At 70.8% G+C, this 14,698-nt stretch carries 15 protein-coding genes and 7 pseudogenes; 13 read left to right on the top strand and 9 right to left on the bottom strand.

Going from position 1 to position 14,698, the window contains the following annotated elements; translation table 11 throughout:
- Positions 1-76 precede the first annotated feature (76 nt).
- From OG978_RS31860 to OG978_RS31870, 3 genes and pseudogenes are all read right to left on the bottom strand, one after another.
- Positions 77-265: pseudogene (locus OG978_RS31860) on the bottom strand (MFS transporter); the annotation flags it as partial.
- Positions 256-662, bottom strand: a pseudogene (locus OG978_RS31865) (ROK family protein); the annotation flags it as partial. The pseudogenes OG978_RS31860 and OG978_RS31865, both read right to left, overlap by 10 nt.
- Positions 659-1,618 carry a dihydrodipicolinate synthase family protein gene (locus tag OG978_RS31870; protein ID WP_326768507.1) on the bottom strand — a complete coding sequence of 320 codons (960 nt, stop codon included), beginning with the start codon at positions 1,616-1,618 and terminating at the stop codon, positions 659-661. The pseudogene OG978_RS31865 and the gene OG978_RS31870, both read right to left, overlap by 4 nt.
- A 180-nt stretch (positions 1,619-1,798) precedes the next feature.
- Between OG978_RS31870 and OG978_RS31875 the strand changes: the two are divergent.
- Positions 1,799-2,131 (top strand): annotated as a pseudogene (locus OG978_RS31875) (FCD domain-containing protein); the annotation flags it as partial.
- A gap of 22 nt (positions 2,132-2,153) precedes the next feature.
- Here the strand turns inward: OG978_RS31875 and OG978_RS31880 are convergent.
- Positions 2,154-2,639, bottom strand: coding sequence for a TetR/AcrR family transcriptional regulator (locus OG978_RS31880; RefSeq protein WP_326768508.1), 486 nt, complete (start codon positions 2,637-2,639; stop codon positions 2,154-2,156).
- Here OG978_RS31880 and OG978_RS31885 point away from each other — a divergent pair.
- A complete protein-coding gene (locus OG978_RS31885; RefSeq protein WP_442817775.1) occupies positions 2,611-3,273 on the top strand; it encodes an FtsX-like permease family protein in 663 nt (220 codons plus the stop codon). The two genes, OG978_RS31880 and OG978_RS31885, sit on opposite strands and share 29 nt — an antisense overlap.
- A complete protein-coding gene (locus OG978_RS31890) occupies positions 3,270-3,962 on the top strand; it encodes an ABC transporter ATP-binding protein (protein ID WP_326768509.1) in 693 nt (230 codons plus the stop codon). Before OG978_RS31885 ends, OG978_RS31890 begins: the two co-directional genes overlap by 4 nt.
- A 31-nt stretch (positions 3,963-3,993) precedes the next feature.
- Here OG978_RS31890 and OG978_RS31895 read toward each other — a convergent pair whose 3' ends face one another.
- The 3 genes and pseudogenes from OG978_RS31895 to OG978_RS31905 all read right to left on the bottom strand — a co-directional run bounded on the left by OG978_RS31895 (position 3,994) and on the right by OG978_RS31905 (position 6,402).
- The gene (locus OG978_RS31895) at positions 3,994-5,184 is read right to left on the bottom strand and encodes an FAD-dependent monooxygenase (RefSeq protein WP_326768510.1); all 1,191 of its coding nucleotides are present in this window, start codon (positions 5,182-5,184) and stop codon (positions 3,994-3,996) included.
- A 292-nt stretch (positions 5,185-5,476) separates the two neighbouring features.
- A pseudogene (locus OG978_RS31900) lies at positions 5,477-5,638 on the bottom strand (acetylxylan esterase); the annotation flags it as partial.
- A 32-nt stretch (positions 5,639-5,670) separates the two neighbouring features.
- Positions 5,671-6,402 (bottom strand): FadR/GntR family transcriptional regulator, encoded by a 732-nt coding sequence (locus OG978_RS31905; RefSeq protein WP_326768511.1) that lies wholly within the window; start codon positions 6,400-6,402, stop codon positions 5,671-5,673.
- Between the two features lie 86 nt (positions 6,403-6,488).
- Here OG978_RS31905 and OG978_RS31910 point away from each other — a divergent pair.
- From OG978_RS31910 to OG978_RS31920, 3 pseudogenes are all read left to right on the top strand, one after another.
- Positions 6,489-6,788: pseudogene (locus OG978_RS31910) on the top strand (ABC transporter permease subunit); the annotation flags it as partial.
- A 1-nt stretch (position 6,789) separates the two neighbouring features.
- Positions 6,790-7,549: pseudogene (locus OG978_RS31915) on the top strand (ABC transporter permease); the annotation flags it as partial.
- A gap of 13 nt (positions 7,550-7,562) precedes the next feature.
- Positions 7,563-7,850: pseudogene (locus OG978_RS31920) on the top strand (dihydrodipicolinate synthase family protein); the annotation flags it as partial.
- Positions 7,851-7,943: 93 nt separating this feature from the next.
- Here the strand turns inward: OG978_RS31920 and OG978_RS31925 are convergent.
- Positions 7,944-8,843 (bottom strand): chaplin, encoded by a 900-nt coding sequence (locus OG978_RS31925; protein WP_326768512.1) that lies wholly within the window; start codon positions 8,841-8,843, stop codon positions 7,944-7,946.
- Positions 8,844-9,374: 531 nt separating this feature from the next.
- On the opposite strand from OG978_RS31925, the gene OG978_RS31930 reads away from it, so the two are divergent.
- The 6 genes from OG978_RS31930 to OG978_RS31955 all read left to right on the top strand — a co-directional run bounded on the left by OG978_RS31930 (position 9,375) and on the right by OG978_RS31955 (position 12,438).
- A complete protein-coding gene (locus OG978_RS31930) occupies positions 9,375-9,776 on the top strand; it encodes a rodlin (RefSeq protein ID WP_326768513.1) in 402 nt (133 codons plus the stop codon).
- Between the two features lie 304 nt (positions 9,777-10,080).
- The gene (locus tag OG978_RS31935; RefSeq protein ID WP_326768514.1) at positions 10,081-10,314 is read left to right on the top strand and encodes a chaplin; all 234 of its coding nucleotides are present in this window, start codon (positions 10,081-10,083) and stop codon (positions 10,312-10,314) included.
- Between the two features lie 244 nt (positions 10,315-10,558).
- Positions 10,559-10,849 carry a hypothetical protein gene (locus OG978_RS31940; RefSeq protein WP_326768515.1) on the top strand — a complete coding sequence of 97 codons (291 nt, stop codon included), beginning with the start codon at positions 10,559-10,561 and terminating at the stop codon, positions 10,847-10,849.
- A 185-nt stretch (positions 10,850-11,034) separates the two neighbouring features.
- Positions 11,035-11,445, top strand: a complete 411-nt coding sequence (locus OG978_RS31945; RefSeq protein ID WP_326768516.1) for a rodlin — start codon at positions 11,035-11,037, stop codon at positions 11,443-11,445.
- Between the two features lie 263 nt (positions 11,446-11,708).
- Positions 11,709-11,909 carry a hypothetical protein gene (locus OG978_RS31950; protein WP_326768517.1) on the top strand — a complete coding sequence of 67 codons (201 nt, stop codon included), beginning with the start codon at positions 11,709-11,711 and terminating at the stop codon, positions 11,907-11,909.
- Between the two features lie 118 nt (positions 11,910-12,027).
- Entirely contained in the window at positions 12,028-12,438 is a 411-nt protein-coding gene (locus OG978_RS31955) for a rodlin (RefSeq protein WP_326768518.1), read from the top strand.
- A gap of 152 nt (positions 12,439-12,590) precedes the next feature.
- On the opposite strand, the gene OG978_RS31960 is transcribed toward OG978_RS31955, so the two are convergent.
- Positions 12,591-13,085 carry a DUF5949 family protein gene (locus OG978_RS31960; RefSeq protein ID WP_326768519.1) on the bottom strand — a complete coding sequence of 165 codons (495 nt, stop codon included), beginning with the start codon at positions 13,083-13,085 and terminating at the stop codon, positions 12,591-12,593.
- Positions 13,086-13,461: 376 nt separating this feature from the next.
- On the opposite strand from OG978_RS31960, the gene rsgA reads away from it, so the two are divergent.
- Positions 13,462-14,637, top strand: coding sequence for a ribosome small subunit-dependent GTPase A (rsgA, locus tag OG978_RS31965; protein ID WP_326768520.1), 1,176 nt, complete (start codon positions 13,462-13,464; stop codon positions 14,635-14,637).
- Positions 14,638-14,698: the final 61 nt, after the last annotated feature.

Below are 14,698 nucleotides of genomic sequence, written 5' to 3' on the forward strand. Positions count from 1 at the left end.
CCGTGAGCGCGGGGCGGGCCGGAGCAGTGTTGTCCACTGCTCAGGCCCGCCCCGCGCTCACGCGACCGCTGTCGGGTCAGCCGACCGCCGTCGTGTGCGGGGCCCCGCTCGGCTCCGCCGCCGGCGGCACCGCGAGATGGTCCCGCTCGGCGTCCGGGTCGGTCAGCCGGTTCAGCCGGGCCGGTACGTCGAAGCCGACCAGCAGCACCACGATCACCGTGCCCGCGAAGGTCAGCACGGCCAGCGCCTGCCCGGTCCGGCGTCCGCCGTCAGCGCCGCGAGTTCCGGCCCCGCCGTGGCGCGTACGTCGTTGTCGCAGGCCACCGGGTATCCGGTGCGGTCCGCGAGGCCGGCGCCCAGGGCGGTGCCGGCCCAGCCGCTGATGGAGTCGGTGGCGCTGGTGACCATGCCGGTACGGGGATCGACGACCCCGGCCGCCGCGATGCCGAGCGCCGTGGCCAGCCGCCCCGGGTCGACGGCCGCGGCCGCCCCGGCGAGCGCGTCCAGCACGGCCGCCGCGCCGTCCCGGTGGGCTAGGTGTGCAGGGCCAGGACCGTGCCGTCGGGGCCGAAGAGCGCGGCGGCGATCTTCGTACCACCGAGATCGAGCCCGATCACCGTGGCACCGGTTCCGTCGGCGGGTGGCCGGGAGTGGTCGTTCACCGGACCGGCGGCAGACCGGCGGCACGCAGGCGCTGGGCGACCAGGGCGACGGACTCGGCACTCAGCTGGATCTGCGGGAAGGCCGTGTCACCGCAGGCGATGACGCCGAGCAGCTGGAGCGCCGCCTTGAACGAGCCGAGCGCCGAGGAACTGCGGCCCATGTCCGCCTCCGGGCCGACGTCGACCATGGCGAACAGCTCGACGAGCCGCTCCTGCTCCTTCGCGGCCAGCTCCCAGTTCCCGGCCCGTGCGGCGTCGTAGAGCCGCACATATCCGGCCGGGTCGACATTGCCGATGCCCGGCACGACACCGTCGACCCCGGCCAACAGGGCAGCGTCCACGGTGAGTTCGGAGCCGGTGAGGATGCTGAACCGCGGCGTCGGACCGTCCGTGCGGCCGTCGCGGCCACCCAGCTCGACGATCAGGCGGCGCAGCCCGCCCTCGTCGCCGCTGCTGTCCTTGAGACCGGCCAGGGTGCCGTCCTCGGCGAGCTCGCGCACCAGCGCGGGGGAGAGCTTGCTGTGCACGGCGACCGGGATGTCGTACGCGAACAGCGGCAGGTCGACCGCGGCGCGCAGCCGCCGGAAGTGCTGGGCGATCTCCTTGCCGTGGGTGCGGGTGTAGAACGGCGCGGTCGCGACCAGGGCGTCCGCGCCCAGCTCGGCGGCGGACCTGGCGTGCTCGACTACCCGGGCGGTGGTGGTGTCGATGACACCGGCCAGCACCGGAACCCTGCCGTCGGTCGCGTTGACCACGGTCTCCAGCGTCGTGGCGCGCTGCTCGTCGGTGAGGTACGCGACCTCGCTGGTGGACCCGAGCGCGAACAGCCCGTGCACGCCACCGTCGATGAGGTGCTCGACGAGCCGGGCGAGGGACGCGGTGTCGACCTCTCCCCGAGGGTCGAGCGGTGTGCAGACCGGCGGGACGACGCCGTGCAGCGGTGAGGTCAGGGACATGGTGAGGGCTCCATCCAGCTCGGTCGATGCACCGATCCGTGGCCCGAGAAAGCTGCACGGATCAAGACATGAGACGTAAGATGTCCTATGTCTGGCTCACCTTAAACAGATGCTCCTGCGAACGGTCAAGGGGCAATCGCACCTCTGGAGGATGTTGTGGCGCGCCCCACCATGGCTCAGGACCGCGGTCTCGTCGCGAAGATGGAGGCCGAGGCCCGCGACGGCGGCCGGGTGGCACGCCGCACCGACCGCGCCTTCCATCTCGCGCTCTACGCCTCGCTCGACAACCACCTGCTCAGCGAGGTGCTCGACGCCTTCTGGGCGGCCATGGACCGGGTGCGTGAAGACCTCGACGACGGCCATCAGGATCCGGTCGCCACCTGCGCCCAGCACCGCGAGATCGTCGAGGCGGTCGAGGCGGTCGCGGCGGCCGACGGCGAACGCGCGGTGCGCGCCATGCGCACCCACTTCGACGGCATCCGCACCCGCCTGGAACCGTCACCGGTCCCGTAGCCGGGCGCGCCGGCCCGGTTCCTCACCGCCCCGGAGTCGCCCCGGTGATCGCGGTGACGGCCATCCGCACCGCCCGGTCCGTCACCGCCGCGGGGTCGTCACCGTTCTCGATCGCCGTCGTCGCCGCGTTGACGATTCCCTGGAGGAGCAGCGCCGTGCGCCGCGGGTCCTCCTCGCCCAGCTCTGTCAGCGCGCCGATCAGCGGGGTGAGCCGCTCCCGGTGCGCCCGCACCGCGCTCTCCCGTACCACCGCCGCGTCCCGGACGCCGGCCAGCGCCTGGGCGATCCGGTGTTCCCCGCCGCGCACCAGCTCCAGCTGGGACGACACATAGGCGGCGATCTTCTCCTCGGGCGTACCGGCCGCCGACATGCCCGCCCGGATGGCGTCCGTCCAGCGGGGCATCGCGTCCTCGACGACCGCGGCGAGCAGTTCGGGGCGGCCGGGGAAGTACTTGTACAGGCTGTTGCGGGCGAGGCCCGTGGCCCTGGCGACCGCGGTGAAGGTCACGGCCTCGGCGTCGCCGCCCTCCAGTTACGGCCATGTGCCCGTCGCCTACGTCCCGCTGAAGACCTGGCAGCGCATCCGCTTCAGCACTCCCGGCGCCCCGGCGTCCGCGGCCGCCGCGATCCCCGATCAGTTCAGCGCCCTGGCCCTGCGCACCCCACCGGCCGGGGCCTCGGCCACCACCCTCGACGCGCGGCACTCCACCACCACCCTCACCAGGGAGAAGGCGTACGAGGCGGCCCCCGGCTACACCGGCGAGCGCGTCACCATGAGCTCGATCCAGGTCTTCCTCTACCTGATCGCCCCGCTCGTGGTCGGCGCCTTCTTCGTCGTGTGGACCGTGCAACGGCAGCCCGAACTCGCCCTGCTGCGCGCACTGGGAGCCTCCCGCCGGCGGCTGCTCGCCCACACCGTGCTCCAGCCGTCCCTGGTCGTCGTCCTCGGCACCGCGGCGGGCGCCGTGCTCGCCGGAGCGGTCGGGCTGCTGGTCGGTGAACAGGTGCCGTTCAGCCTGCCCGCCACCACCCTCGCCGTCACCATGTGCACCGTCGCGGGCGTCGGCCTCGCGGGCACCGCCCTGACCCTGCGCCGGGTCACCCACGCCGACCCGCTGACCATGCTGGGAGCCGACCGATGAGCCTCGAACTGGCGGGCGTCACCGTCGCCTTCGGCCGCGCCGACGCCCGTACCACCGTCCTCGACGGACTCGACGTCACCATCGCGCCTGGCCGTATGACGGCCCTCGTCGGCCCGTCGGGCTCCGGCAAGTCGACGCTGCTCGCCGTCGCGGGCGCGTTGCTGCGACCCACCGCCGGGCAGGTCCTGCTGGACGGCGAGGACCTCGCCGGGCTCTCCGACGCCCAGCGCGCCAAGGCCCGCCGGGAACGGATCGGCTACATGTTCCAGAGCGGCAACCTGCTCTCCGGACTGGCCGCCGTCGACCAGCTGCTCGCCACCGTGTACATCAGCGGCGAACGCCCCCGCGCACACCGGTCCCGCGCCGAGGAGGCCCTGACCCGGGTGGGTCTCGGCCATCGCCTGCGCCACCGCCCCGAACAGCTCTCCGGCGGCGAACGCCAGCGCGTCGCCCTGGCCCGTGCGCTCTTCCTCTCCCCGAAGCTGCTGCTGATCGACGAACCGACGGCGGCCGTCGACCGTTCGCAGGCCGGCGAACTGGCCGGGCTCCTCGCCGAACGCACCCGCCAGGACGACTGCGTCACGGTCGTGGCCACGCACGACCCGGCCGTGGCGGAGGCCGCCGACCGGGTCGTGGACATGGCCGCACTGACCGCTGACGCTGCCCCGCCCGCACGGCCCGGCCGCTGAACCCGCCCCGGCCGTTGAACCTGCCCCGGCGCTACTGCCGCTGGACGCTGCCGTACAGATAGCTGCTGGTGCCGTTCAACGCGGCGCGGCTCAGCGCGTCCACCTCGGCGGGCCCCATCGCCGGCCAGTGGGGCGTGTGCTCGACGAGCTCACGCCCCAGCCTGCGGCCGAGGCCGACCAGGCGGGTCCCCTCGGCGGAACGCTCGTCCGCGTACCGGTGCAACGCCTCGGCCGCCGAGGAGGACGCGCGCAGTGACCGTTCCAGACAGAGCGCGTCCTGAAGCGCCTTGACCGCCCCGCTCGCGGTGTGCGGCCGGGTCACGCTCGCCGCGTCGCCGGCCAGCAGGAAGGGAGGGTCCGCCGCCCGGGGCACGGCGAAGTCGGCGACCGGGTGGAGCGCCTGGGAGGTGTGTTCACCCCCGGCGACGATGTCGGCCCACTCCGCGGGGAAGTGCTCCTCGGCGATGTGCCGCACGTGTGCGGCGGACACCGGGGCATCCGGACCCGGTGCCGTCGCCGACGCCGGGGGAGGCGCGTAGATGGCGTACGCCAACAGCCGCGATCCCGGCTCCGCCCCCGGGATCAGGTAGAAGACACCGTGTCCGCCGGGGAAGCCCAGGGTGACCCAGGCGGTCTCCAGCAGCGCCAGCTGCTTCGGATGGTCGCGGAGCGCGCTCGGCGGGATCGTGCCCCGCCAGACCAGATACCCGGCGGGAGCCGGCCGCACCTCGGGTGCGATCAGTTCGCGGGTGACGGAACGGTGCCCGTCCGCCCCGACGACGATGTCGTACTCCCGCTCGCCGTCCGCGGTACGGATCAGGGCGCCGCCGGAGACCGTACGGCCGACGGAGCCGACGGGCCGCCCGCGGTGATAGGCGCTGCCCCCGATGTTCGAGCGCAACGCCCGCCACAGCAGACCCCAGTTGCACGGCGCCACCGGGGCCTGCTGCCGTGCCAGCTCGCGCGACGACCGCCGCCCAGGCGCCCGTGCGAGCCAGACCCGGGTGGCGACCGGGGTCGTCGGCATGTCCGCGCCCAGATACCCGCCCGCGACCAGCTCCCGGTGCAGCGGCGGCGGGATGACGATGCCGAAGCCCCGGTCCTGCAACTCGCCGTCGCTGCGCTCGTGGACGGTGACGTCCGCCCCGGCCCGCGCCCCCGCGATCGCCATGGCGCAGCCGGCGATGCTGCCGCCGACCACCCCGATGCGTAAACCTGTCACTGCCACCGTGCCACCGCCTGTTCCGACGCTCCGGGAGGTGCTGAACGCCCTCATCGTCGCACCCGTGCGAGGCAGGTGCGGGACGCGAACGCGCGGCGCCTCCCGGAGGCCCCGGCCGCTACGGGGTCACGGTCACTGTCGTACTGCCGGACGCCTGCTTGCCGCTCGCCCGGTACGTGGCGGTGAGCGCGACACTGCCCGAGGCGCCCGCGGCGACCGCAACCGGGACCTTCACATCGGCCCCCTGGCCCGGGTTGAGCGCCGGGACGACGACCTGGCTCGTCGTCCATCCGTGGGCGTGACCGGCGGAGGCCCAGAGCAGACTCTCGTGGGCGAGGCCGCGCCCCCGCCCGTAGTCGAGGAACTCGACCACGCAGCCCAGGGGTTCGGTGGCCCCGGCGGGCAGATGGAGCCAGCCGCGGACCGGCCGCGGACCTGTTCCGGCGGGGCCCGGTCCCGTCCCTCCTGGAAGGGCGGGCGGCGGGGTCAGTCCCGGGGATTGTCGCGGGCGCGGGCCTCGGAGATCCGGCGCCTGACCGGGGCGTAGTGCTCGCCCAGCGCCTTCATGAATCCGGTGATGTCCCCGGCCCGCGCGGCGTCCACGATGTTCTGGTGGGCGGCGATCGTGGCCATCTCGTCGGCGTGCGTGAATCCGTCGAGGTGCGGCGCGACGATCGAGTACACGTCCCAGAAGGCCATCGAGAGCTGGCCGATCAGTTCATTGCCGAGCGGCGCCACCAGCAGCGCGTGGAATGCCCGGTCGGCCTCCACGAAGCCGTGCCCGTCCTGGGCGCCGGTCTCGCGCATGGTGGTGACCAGGCCGTCCAGCGCGTCGAGCTGGTCCGTGCTGAGCGTGGAGACGATCCGGTCGGCCATCCCGCGCTCGAAGAGCTCGCGTACGTCGACGAGGTCGGCCATGACCTGGAAGTCGTCGTCGGGGGAGAGCAGCCCGCGGAAGGTCAGGCTCTCCACCAGTGCCGACAGGCTCAGCCGGCCCACGTACGTGCCGTGCCCGTGCCGCACCTCCACGATGTCCAGCGCGTTGAGGATCTTGACCGCCTCGCGGACGCTGGAGCGGCTGGCGCCGAGCGCCTCGCACAGGGCCGGTTCGGTGGGCAGCGGGTCCCCGGGGCGGAGTCGCTTCTCGAGGATGTAGCGCTTGATGCCCTCGACGACTTCCTGCCGGAGCAGCTGCCGGCCGGGCCTCGCACCGGACATATGTGAACTCCCCACCTCTTGACCCCTCTCGATTGTCCAGCTACGCTCCCACGCTATCAAGGCATCAGACATCTGACGTCTGATGCTCCGCCCGCGGCAACGGCCTCCCACCGCTCCTGGTGATCCGCTCGGTGCTGCGCAACGCGCTCGTCACCCCGCTCACCGTGCTCGGCATCAAGGTCGGCTACATGCTCAGCGGCGCGGTCGTCATCGAAGCGATCTTCGACCTGCCCGGCATGGGCAAACTCGTCCTCGAAGGTGTCACCGGCGGCGATGTCACCCTGGTCCAGGGCACCGTACTGACCATCGCCATAGCGTTCCTGGTGGTCAACGTCATCGTCGACCTGCTCTATCTGCTGGTCAACCCGCGCATCAGGACGGTGTGACATGTTCGCCACCGGCCGTCTGGCCAACAAACTGTCCCGACCGGGCATCGCCTTCCGCTCCCTCCCGGTCACCTCCCGCATCGCCCTCGGCGTACTGATCGTCGTCGTCCTCGGCGCCGTACACGCCCCACTGTTCACCCAGGACCCGCTGACCACCGGCACCCCGGTGCAGGCACCCAGCGGCGCCCGCTGGTTCGGCACCGACCAGGCCGGCCGCGACGTCTTCGCCCGGGTCGTGCGCGGCTCGCGCTACTCGCTGGTCATCGGCCTCGGCGCGACCGCGCTCGCACTGGTCGCCGGCGCGCTGCTCGGCTCGATCGCCGCCACCTCGCGCAAGCTCGGCGACGAGTCCGTGATGCGGACCCTCGACGTCGTGATGTCGTTCCCGCCGATCGCGCTGGCCGCCGTCCTCGTCGCGGTCTTCGGCACCGGCGTCCCGGTGATCATCTTCACCATCGCCTTCGTCTGCACACCGTCACTGGCCCGCGTGGTCCGCGCCAATGTGCTGTCCCAGTACGGTGAGGACTACGCCGGGCGCCGGCAAGGTCATCGGCGCCCGGCGCGGCTACATCGTGCTGCGCTACGTCGCCGTCAACTGCATGGCCCCGGTCATGGTGTTCGCCACCGTCATGGTCGCCGAGGCGATCATCTTCGAGGCCAGCCTCTCCTTCATCGGCGCCGGGGTGCAGGACCCCGACCCCAGCTGGGGCAGCGTCCTCGCCCACGGCCGGCAGATCCTCCTCGCCGGCGGCTGGTGGGCCGGCTGGGCAATATGTGGACCCGCACGGGTACGTACGTCGCTACGAGGCCGCGATACGGGGCGATTGGGCCGCCGCCAGGGCCGAACAGGACCGCCTGGTCGCGCTCTTCGACATCGTCCGCGCGGCCCGTCCCGGCACGGCGTCCGCCACCGCCGCGGGCCTCGGCGCCTTCAAGACGGCACTCATGCTGCGAGGGATCACCGCGACGAACGCGATGAGCGCGCCGATGCGCCGCCTGGACGCGGCCGAGACCGCCGAGGTCGCGGCCTGCCTGGACCGCGCGGGGCTCGCCCGGGTGTGAGCCGGCCCGGACAGAAGGACAGCGGTCCGTCGTCACAGCCCCGGCTGTGACGACGGACCGCTTCTCCGGTCCGCTATCTATCGACCGTGCCGGTCAGCTCTTCGAGGCACGGGTACGGCGGACCAGCATTGTTCCACCGAGCACCAGGGCTGCGGCGGCCCCGCCGGCCATCCCCAGATTGGCGTCGGCACCGGTGTGCGCCAGCTGCTCGGTGGTGACCTTGGGCTCGACTTCGGTCCGCGGTTCACCGGTGGGGGGCGTGAGCGGGGGCGTGACCACGGGGGGCGTGACGGGAGGCGTGACCACCGGGGGTGTCACGGGGGGAGTGACTACCGGGGGCGTAACCGGCGGCGTGACTGGGGGCGTAACCGGCGGAGTGACCACCGGGGGTGTGACCGGGGGTGTGACTGGGGGCGTGACTGGGGGCGTGACTGGGGGTGTGACCGGGGGTGTGACCGGGGGTGTGACCGGCGGAGTGACCGGCGGAGTGACCGGGGGCGTGACCACCGGCGGTGTGACCACGGGGGGTTCCACGGGAGGCTCGACCACCGGCGGCTCGATGCCCGGCCCGCCCTCGTTCTCGCACGTGTTCCCAGCAGCCGGGTTCAGCGCACCGACGACGTCAACGGTGTTGCCGCACACGTTGACCGGAACGTCCACGGGAGCCTGGACGTTGTTGCCGGACAGCACCCCGGGGGAGTGGGCAGCGACGCCCTCGGCGCTCGCCCCCTGGCCCCCGTTGCCGGAACTGTCCCTGTTCTCGCACTCGTTGCCGAACGCGGGGTTCAGCAGGCCGATCACATTCACCGTGTTGCCGCACACGTTGACCGGCACATGCACCGGCACCTGCACGTTGTTGCCCGAGCCGACGCCGGGCGAACCGACGGCCGCACCGTCGGCGGAGGCATCCGCGAACGCGTATCCGCCGGCAGCGGTCAGGATTCCTGACGCCGCCGCCATCACCAGCACGCTCTTACTCAAGGCTTTTCGCATTGGTTGCCCCTTCTTCGGACATTCCGTGCGAGCAGAACGCTCGCTGTTCATTCATCAGGCCGGTGCGGAATCCGTCGGGGAGGCCACCCCGGCGGTGCCCGTGCATGACTCGGCAAGCGGCGGTTACGGAAGGCGCAGAGACCACGGAAGACGTGTGCTTCATGAGAGGAGTCCGTGCTTCTGCCGGTCAAGCGCCCGAACCTGCACGCTTGTGTCACTCATAACGAGGAGGAGTTGTCGAGGAAACTCGAATAGTCGTGGAAATTGTGTGTTCACACGAATGGAGTACACGTGCGGGCCGGTATCGACGTCGTCCGGCGTGTGGAGCAGGTCGATTCACCGCGCGGGAATGGCTGCTGGGAGGCGGCAAGTGGCCGCGCGGAACGATTCCGCCCATGAGGTCCTGAGGTGGCTTTTCGTACTGCTGTGCGTGCTCCCCTGGCATTCGGGTGAATGGAGAGAACCAAACGCCCGGTCGCGAGTTGGGCAGGTCGCTCCTGTACGGGGCAACCAGTACGAGAAGGGTTAATCGTGATCAAGAAGGTTCTGGCTACGGGTGCCGTTGCCGCCTCCATCCTCGGTCTGGGCGCGACGCAGGCCATGGCTATCGGCGACGACGGCGGTACGACCTCGGTCAACGGCAACGGAGCCTCGCAGTCGTTCGGCAACGCCGAGACCCACGGTGACGGCAGCCCGCAGTTCGGTCTGGTCCAGGGCAGCCTGAACAAGCCCTGCATCGGCCTGCCGGCCAAGGCCAACGTCGGCTCGCTCGTCGGCCTGGTCCCGGTCGCGGTCCAGGACGTCAACGTGCTGTCCTCGCCGCAGAACCAGCAGTGCACCGAGAACTCCACCCAGGCCAAGGGCGACGAGCCGCTGTCGCACATCCTGGACGGCATCCCCGTGCTCTCCGGCAACGGTGCCGGCAACAGCTGATCCGCAGCCGATCCAGCCGTAACGACAGGCCCGGGCCGCCGGCGTTCCTCCTCCGCGCAGCCCGGGCCTGTTGCTGCCGTTCCCGGCATGGGTGCACCGGATTGTCGGAAGATCCCTCCGGTGACATCGAGTGATCGATATTGCGTCATCCGGGCGATTTTTCGAGAATTTTCTGCTTGAAGAGTTTCGCATACGGTCTTAAATCGTTACGAATTACAGTGGCGGAGTTACGAGTGATCAGGACCGCGCTCGTGCGGCACGAAAGACGTGGCCGCTTCGGACTCCGTCAAAGAAAGGGAACAAAGTGAAGTACACCAAGGTTGCCGCCATCGCCGCCGGAACCCTGATGGCGATGGGTGCCGCCGCTCCCGCGTTCGCCGACTCCGGTGCCGAGGGCGGCGCTGCCTACTCCCCGGGCGTGCTGTCCGGCAACAACGTCCAGGTCCCGGTTCACGTCCCGCTCAACCTGTGCGGCAACTCCGTGAACGTGATCGGTCTGCTCAACCCCGCCTTCGGCAACACCTGCTCCAACGTCTGACCTCTGGTCGGACGGGCCGAACGCTCGTGACCGGAAGGCCCCGGAACGCATTCGATGCGATCCGGGGTCTTCCCCCTTTTCCGGCATTCGATCGGGTGGTCCCGCAGAAATACGAACTCATCCAGTTGCCGTGTCGCAACCGCATCGTTACCCAGAGGGAAAGCGGCAGAAGGCACGGCTAAAGAAGGCTCGTGCGGCGCGGGTGCGCGACCGAACGGATGCCGCTGCAGAAGGGAACCCGAAAGTGAAGTACGCGAAGACTGCTGCGTTCGTTGCCGGTTCCGTGGTTGCTCTCGGAACGGCTGCTCCCGCCTTCGCCGTCACCAACGCCACGGCCCCCAACTTCAGCCTCAACGGCGGCGTCAACCAGGTGGTGGAGGGCGCCCCGCAGGCCGTCGACCCGATCGTCGACACGGTCGGCGGCGCCGCGGAGTCCGTACAGAAGAGCGGCGCCGTCACCAAGCTGGCCGACCAGGCGACCGGTGCGGCCAAGGGCGCGGCCCCGCTCATGGGCGGCCTGCCGCTCGGCGGCTGATCGGTCGCGCCACGGAAGTTCCCGCTGATCCCCGGCCTTTCGAATTACTCCGGCGCTGCGAATTCGGCGAACAACCGAACGTAAAAGCACCGTTCGAGTGAATTGGCACAACCATCCCCGTCGTCGTGAGTTGATCAGGGCGCTCCGGACAGGCGGGCAACAGAAAACCCCAGAAGGGCTATTTGATGATCAAGAAGATTATGGCCTCGGCAGCAGTCGCTGCTTCGATCGTCGGCGTCTCCGCCGCGATCGCCCCGCAGGCCATGGCCATTGGCAACGACGGTGGCACGACGTCGGTCAACGGCAACGACGCCATCCAGTCGTACGGCAACTCCGCCACCCACGGCGACATGAGCCCGCAGTTCGCGCTCATCCAGGGCTCGCTCAACAAGCCCTGCGTCGCACTGCCGGCCAAGGCCAACGTCGGTTCGGTCCTCGGGGCCGTCCCGGTCTCGGTCCAGGACATCAACGTCCTGGCCTCGCCGCAGAACCAGCAGTGCACGGAGAACTCCACCCAGGCCAAGGGCGACGAGGCCCTCTCGCACATCCTGGACGACATCCCGATCCTGTCCGGCAACGGCGCCGGCAACAACTAAGGCCGTACCGCTCCGGGCGCTCCTCGCCGATTCGTCGAACCGGCAGGGGAGCGTGCCGCGGGCAGCTTCGAGCCCGCCTGTACGCAGTACGTGAAACACCCGTGGGGCCGGCACATCCACGCGGCAGTCGTTCTTCGGCCGCCCGGATGTGTCGGCCCCACTCGTGTGTCCGGGGTGCAACGGCCCCTCGAAGGGGCGGGCGGACTGGGCCGGTTGCCGTAGTGCCGGCAGACGTCACCCGCCGTACCGGGTAGGGGCCAGACATGGACCAGTACGACAGTCAACACCCCCGCGGCCGAGAGTGGCACGCACAGGACGGCACACCCATCTACGACCGGCTGCTCGCCGAATGGCAGGCGGCCCACGGCAGTCCGGAGCCCGCGCCGCCGGCAGGGGCCGAACGGCCGTGCGCGGGAAGCCGGGTTCCCGCGGCCCGCACCTCCGGCGAGGCCGTCGACGGGTAGCCGCGGGCCGTCGAACTCATGCCGGATCGAACCCGTTTGAGTGGTACAGCGGAACCGACGCTTCCGTAGCGGGTTGATCAGTACGTTCCACAACGGGACGCTCCGAAAGGTGAAGCGTGTGAAGAAGATGATGGCCGGCGCGGCAGTGGCTGTGTCCCTGGTCGGTCTGTCCGCCGCCGCGGCCCCCGCGGCCATGGCGATCGGCAATGACGGGGGCACCACGTCGGTCAACGGCAACGGCGCCGTGGACGAGTTCGGCAACAGTGTGACTCAGGGCGACGGCAGCCCGCAGTTCCAGCTCGTCCAGGGCACGCTGAACAAGGCCTGCGTCGGTCTGCCGCTCAAGGCCAACGCCGGTTCGCTCGTCGGCGTGCTGGTGCCCGTCGCGGTCCAGGACATCAACGCCCTGTCCTCGCCGCAGAACCAGCAGTGCGCCGAGAACTCCACCCAGGCCAAGGGCGACGAGCCGCTGTCGCACCTCGTCGACGACATCCCGGTGCTCTCGGGCAACGGGATCGCCAACAACTGACGCACCTGACGTGCGGGCTGCCCGGGGATCCGCCCCGCGGACGCCCGCACCGCGGTGCACAGCAGGATCAGGGGCACTGCCCCAGGGCTCCGCGCATGAGGATGCCCACCGCGCCACGGGGGGCGGTGGGCATTCGGCGTACCGGGGGCGGGTCAGGCCAGGCTGCGTACCGGAAGGACGCAGTGGGCGGAGGTCGTGATGACCTCCGGGTCGGCCGCGAAGGACCGCAGCAGCTCCTCGCTCACCGGCCGGCCCGGTGTGCCCTGGGGCCACGGGCGGGTGGCGAACATCGTGTGCACCTCGCCCCGTTCGCCGGCCGCGGCCAGCCACTCGGGCGGTGCGGGGTACTGCGCCGTGAAGTGGGGCAGCGTGAGGACCGCCTGGCCGGCCTGGACGAGCAGCTTCGCCGGGAGACCCGGGTTCTCGGCGGCGTACACCGGACCGCTGCCGACCGGCAGTCCACTGCGTTCCAGGGCCACGCGCATGGCGGCCTCGCCGGCGGCGGGGCCGCCCGTACCGTCGCCCAGCGAGTAGACGAGCAGGAAGGCGACATCGTGGCCGTCGGCGGGGTGTTCGCCGCTCCATCCGATCAGCGTGATCGTGCCCAACTGGGCTTGTGTGAACGTGCCGGTCTGGGGTGAGGTCATGCTCGGCACCATAACGGCCCCGGACCGGTCGTTGTGCATGAATATCACCTGATCGAGGGAGATAACCGGATATCTCCGGTGGATGTGGCCCGAATCGTCTCCGCCCGACGGCTGCACACGGCCTCGATCAAATGTGTTGAGCCGCCCGCCGCGGACGGACTATGGTGTCCATTGTTCCGGACGGGCGGAGATCAACTACCGCTGTCGGTCCCGTGCTTGAACCAGGAGGTGAGGACCGTGATGACTGTCGCTGCGATGGGCGCTGCCCACAACTCGAAGAGCATCGTTCCCACCCCCGTGGTCGCCGGCTGACCTACTCCGTAACTCTCCGCGCCCGTGTGCGCGTTGCCGGGGCCACCCCTTTGAAGGGTTTCCCTTGTCTTTCCCGTCTTTTCCGTCCTCTGCTTCTTCTCTTCAGGGCTCGCCCGCGTCGCATCCGCTGTCCCCGTACGGCTGGGACGACGCGTGGGAGGCCGAATTCGAACCGCACGCCGAGCAGGGTCTGCTGCCCGGACGCGTGGTGCGGGTGGACCGTGGGCAGTGCGATGTCGTCACCCCGCACGGCACGCTCCGGGCCGACACCGCCTTCGTCGTCCCGCGTGATCCGATGCGGATCGTCTGCACGGGCGACTGGGTCGCGGTCGACCCCGACGGCGATCCGCAATTCGTACGGACGCTGCTGCCGCGACGTACCGCCTTCGTCCGCTCGACGTCGTCGCAGCGCTCCGAGGGGCAGGTGCTCGCCACCAACGTGGACCACATCGTCATCTGCCTCTCGCTCGCGGTGGAGTTCGACCTGGGGCGGGTGGAGCGCTTCCTCGCGCTCGCCATGTCCAGTTCCAGCGGTGACGCGCTGCTGCGGGACGGCGGGCCGGCCGGGGAGGGTGCGGCCGAGCCGATCGTGGTGCTGACCAAGGCCGACCTCGTACCGGACGCCACCACGCTGTCGTACCTCGTCCAGGACATCGAGGGCGTCGCGCCCGGTGTGCAGGTGCTGACCGTCAGCTCCGCCACGGGGGAGGGTGTCGATGTCTTCTCCGCCGTCGTCTCGGGCGGTACGAGTGTGCTGCTCGGGGCGTCGGGTGCGGGCAAGTCGACCCTCGCCAACACCCTCCTCGGCCGTGACGTGATGGAGGTGCAGGCCGCACGTGATGTCGATGGCAAGGGCCGGCACACCACCACCACCCGCAATCTGCTGGTTTTGCCGTCCGGGGGCGTGCTGATCGACACCCCCGGGCTGCGCGGGGTCGGACTCTGGGACGCGGAGGCCGGCGTCGGCAGGGTCTTCTCCGAGATCGAGGAGCTGGCCGAGCAGTGCCGGTTCCACGACTGCGCCCATGAGTCGGAGCCCGGCTGCGCGGTGCTCGCCGCGATCGAGGACGGTTCGCTGCACGAACGGCGCCTCGACAGCTTCCGCAAGCTGATCCGCGAGAACCAGCGCATCGCCGCCAAGACCGACGCCCGGATGCGGTCGGAGATCCTGCGCGACTGGAAACGCAAGGGTGCCGAGGGCCGGTTCGCCATGGAGGCGAAGCGGGGCCGGGTGCGGTAGGCGGTGGTCCCCGGTCCGCGGCCGCCCATGGCCGCCGACCGCTGGTCCACGTCCGAAAACC

Origin of the sequence: Streptomyces sp. NBC_01591 (assembly GCF_035918155.1) — a bacterium.
GTDB lineage: Bacteria > Actinomycetota > Actinomycetes > Streptomycetales > Streptomycetaceae > Streptomyces.

Excerpts from the sequence above, each read along its gene's own strand:
- OG978_RS31870 (WP_326768507.1), bottom strand. The coding sequence starts at position 1,618 with ATGTCCCTGACCTCACCGCTGCACGGCGTCGTCCCGCCGGTCTGCACA.
- OG978_RS31890 (WP_326768509.1), top strand. The coding sequence starts at position 3,270 with ATGAGCCTCGAACTGGCGGGCGTCACCGTCGCCTTCGGCCGCGCCGAC.
- OG978_RS31905 (WP_326768511.1), bottom strand. The coding sequence starts at position 6,402 with ATGTCCGGTGCGAGGCCCGGCCGGCAGCTGCTCCGGCAGGAAGTCGTC.
- OG978_RS31925 (WP_326768512.1), bottom strand. The coding sequence starts at position 8,843 with ATGCGAAAAGCCTTGAGTAAGAGCGTGCTGGTGATGGCGGCGGCGTCA.
- OG978_RS31945 (WP_326768516.1), top strand. The coding sequence starts at position 11,035 with ATGATCAAGAAGATTATGGCCTCGGCAGCAGTCGCTGCTTCGATCGTC.
- OG978_RS31950 (WP_326768517.1), top strand. The coding sequence starts at position 11,709 with ATGGACCAGTACGACAGTCAACACCCCCGCGGCCGAGAGTGGCACGCA.
- OG978_RS31960 (WP_326768519.1), bottom strand. The coding sequence starts at position 13,085 with ATGACCTCACCCCAGACCGGCACGTTCACACAAGCCCAGTTGGGCACG.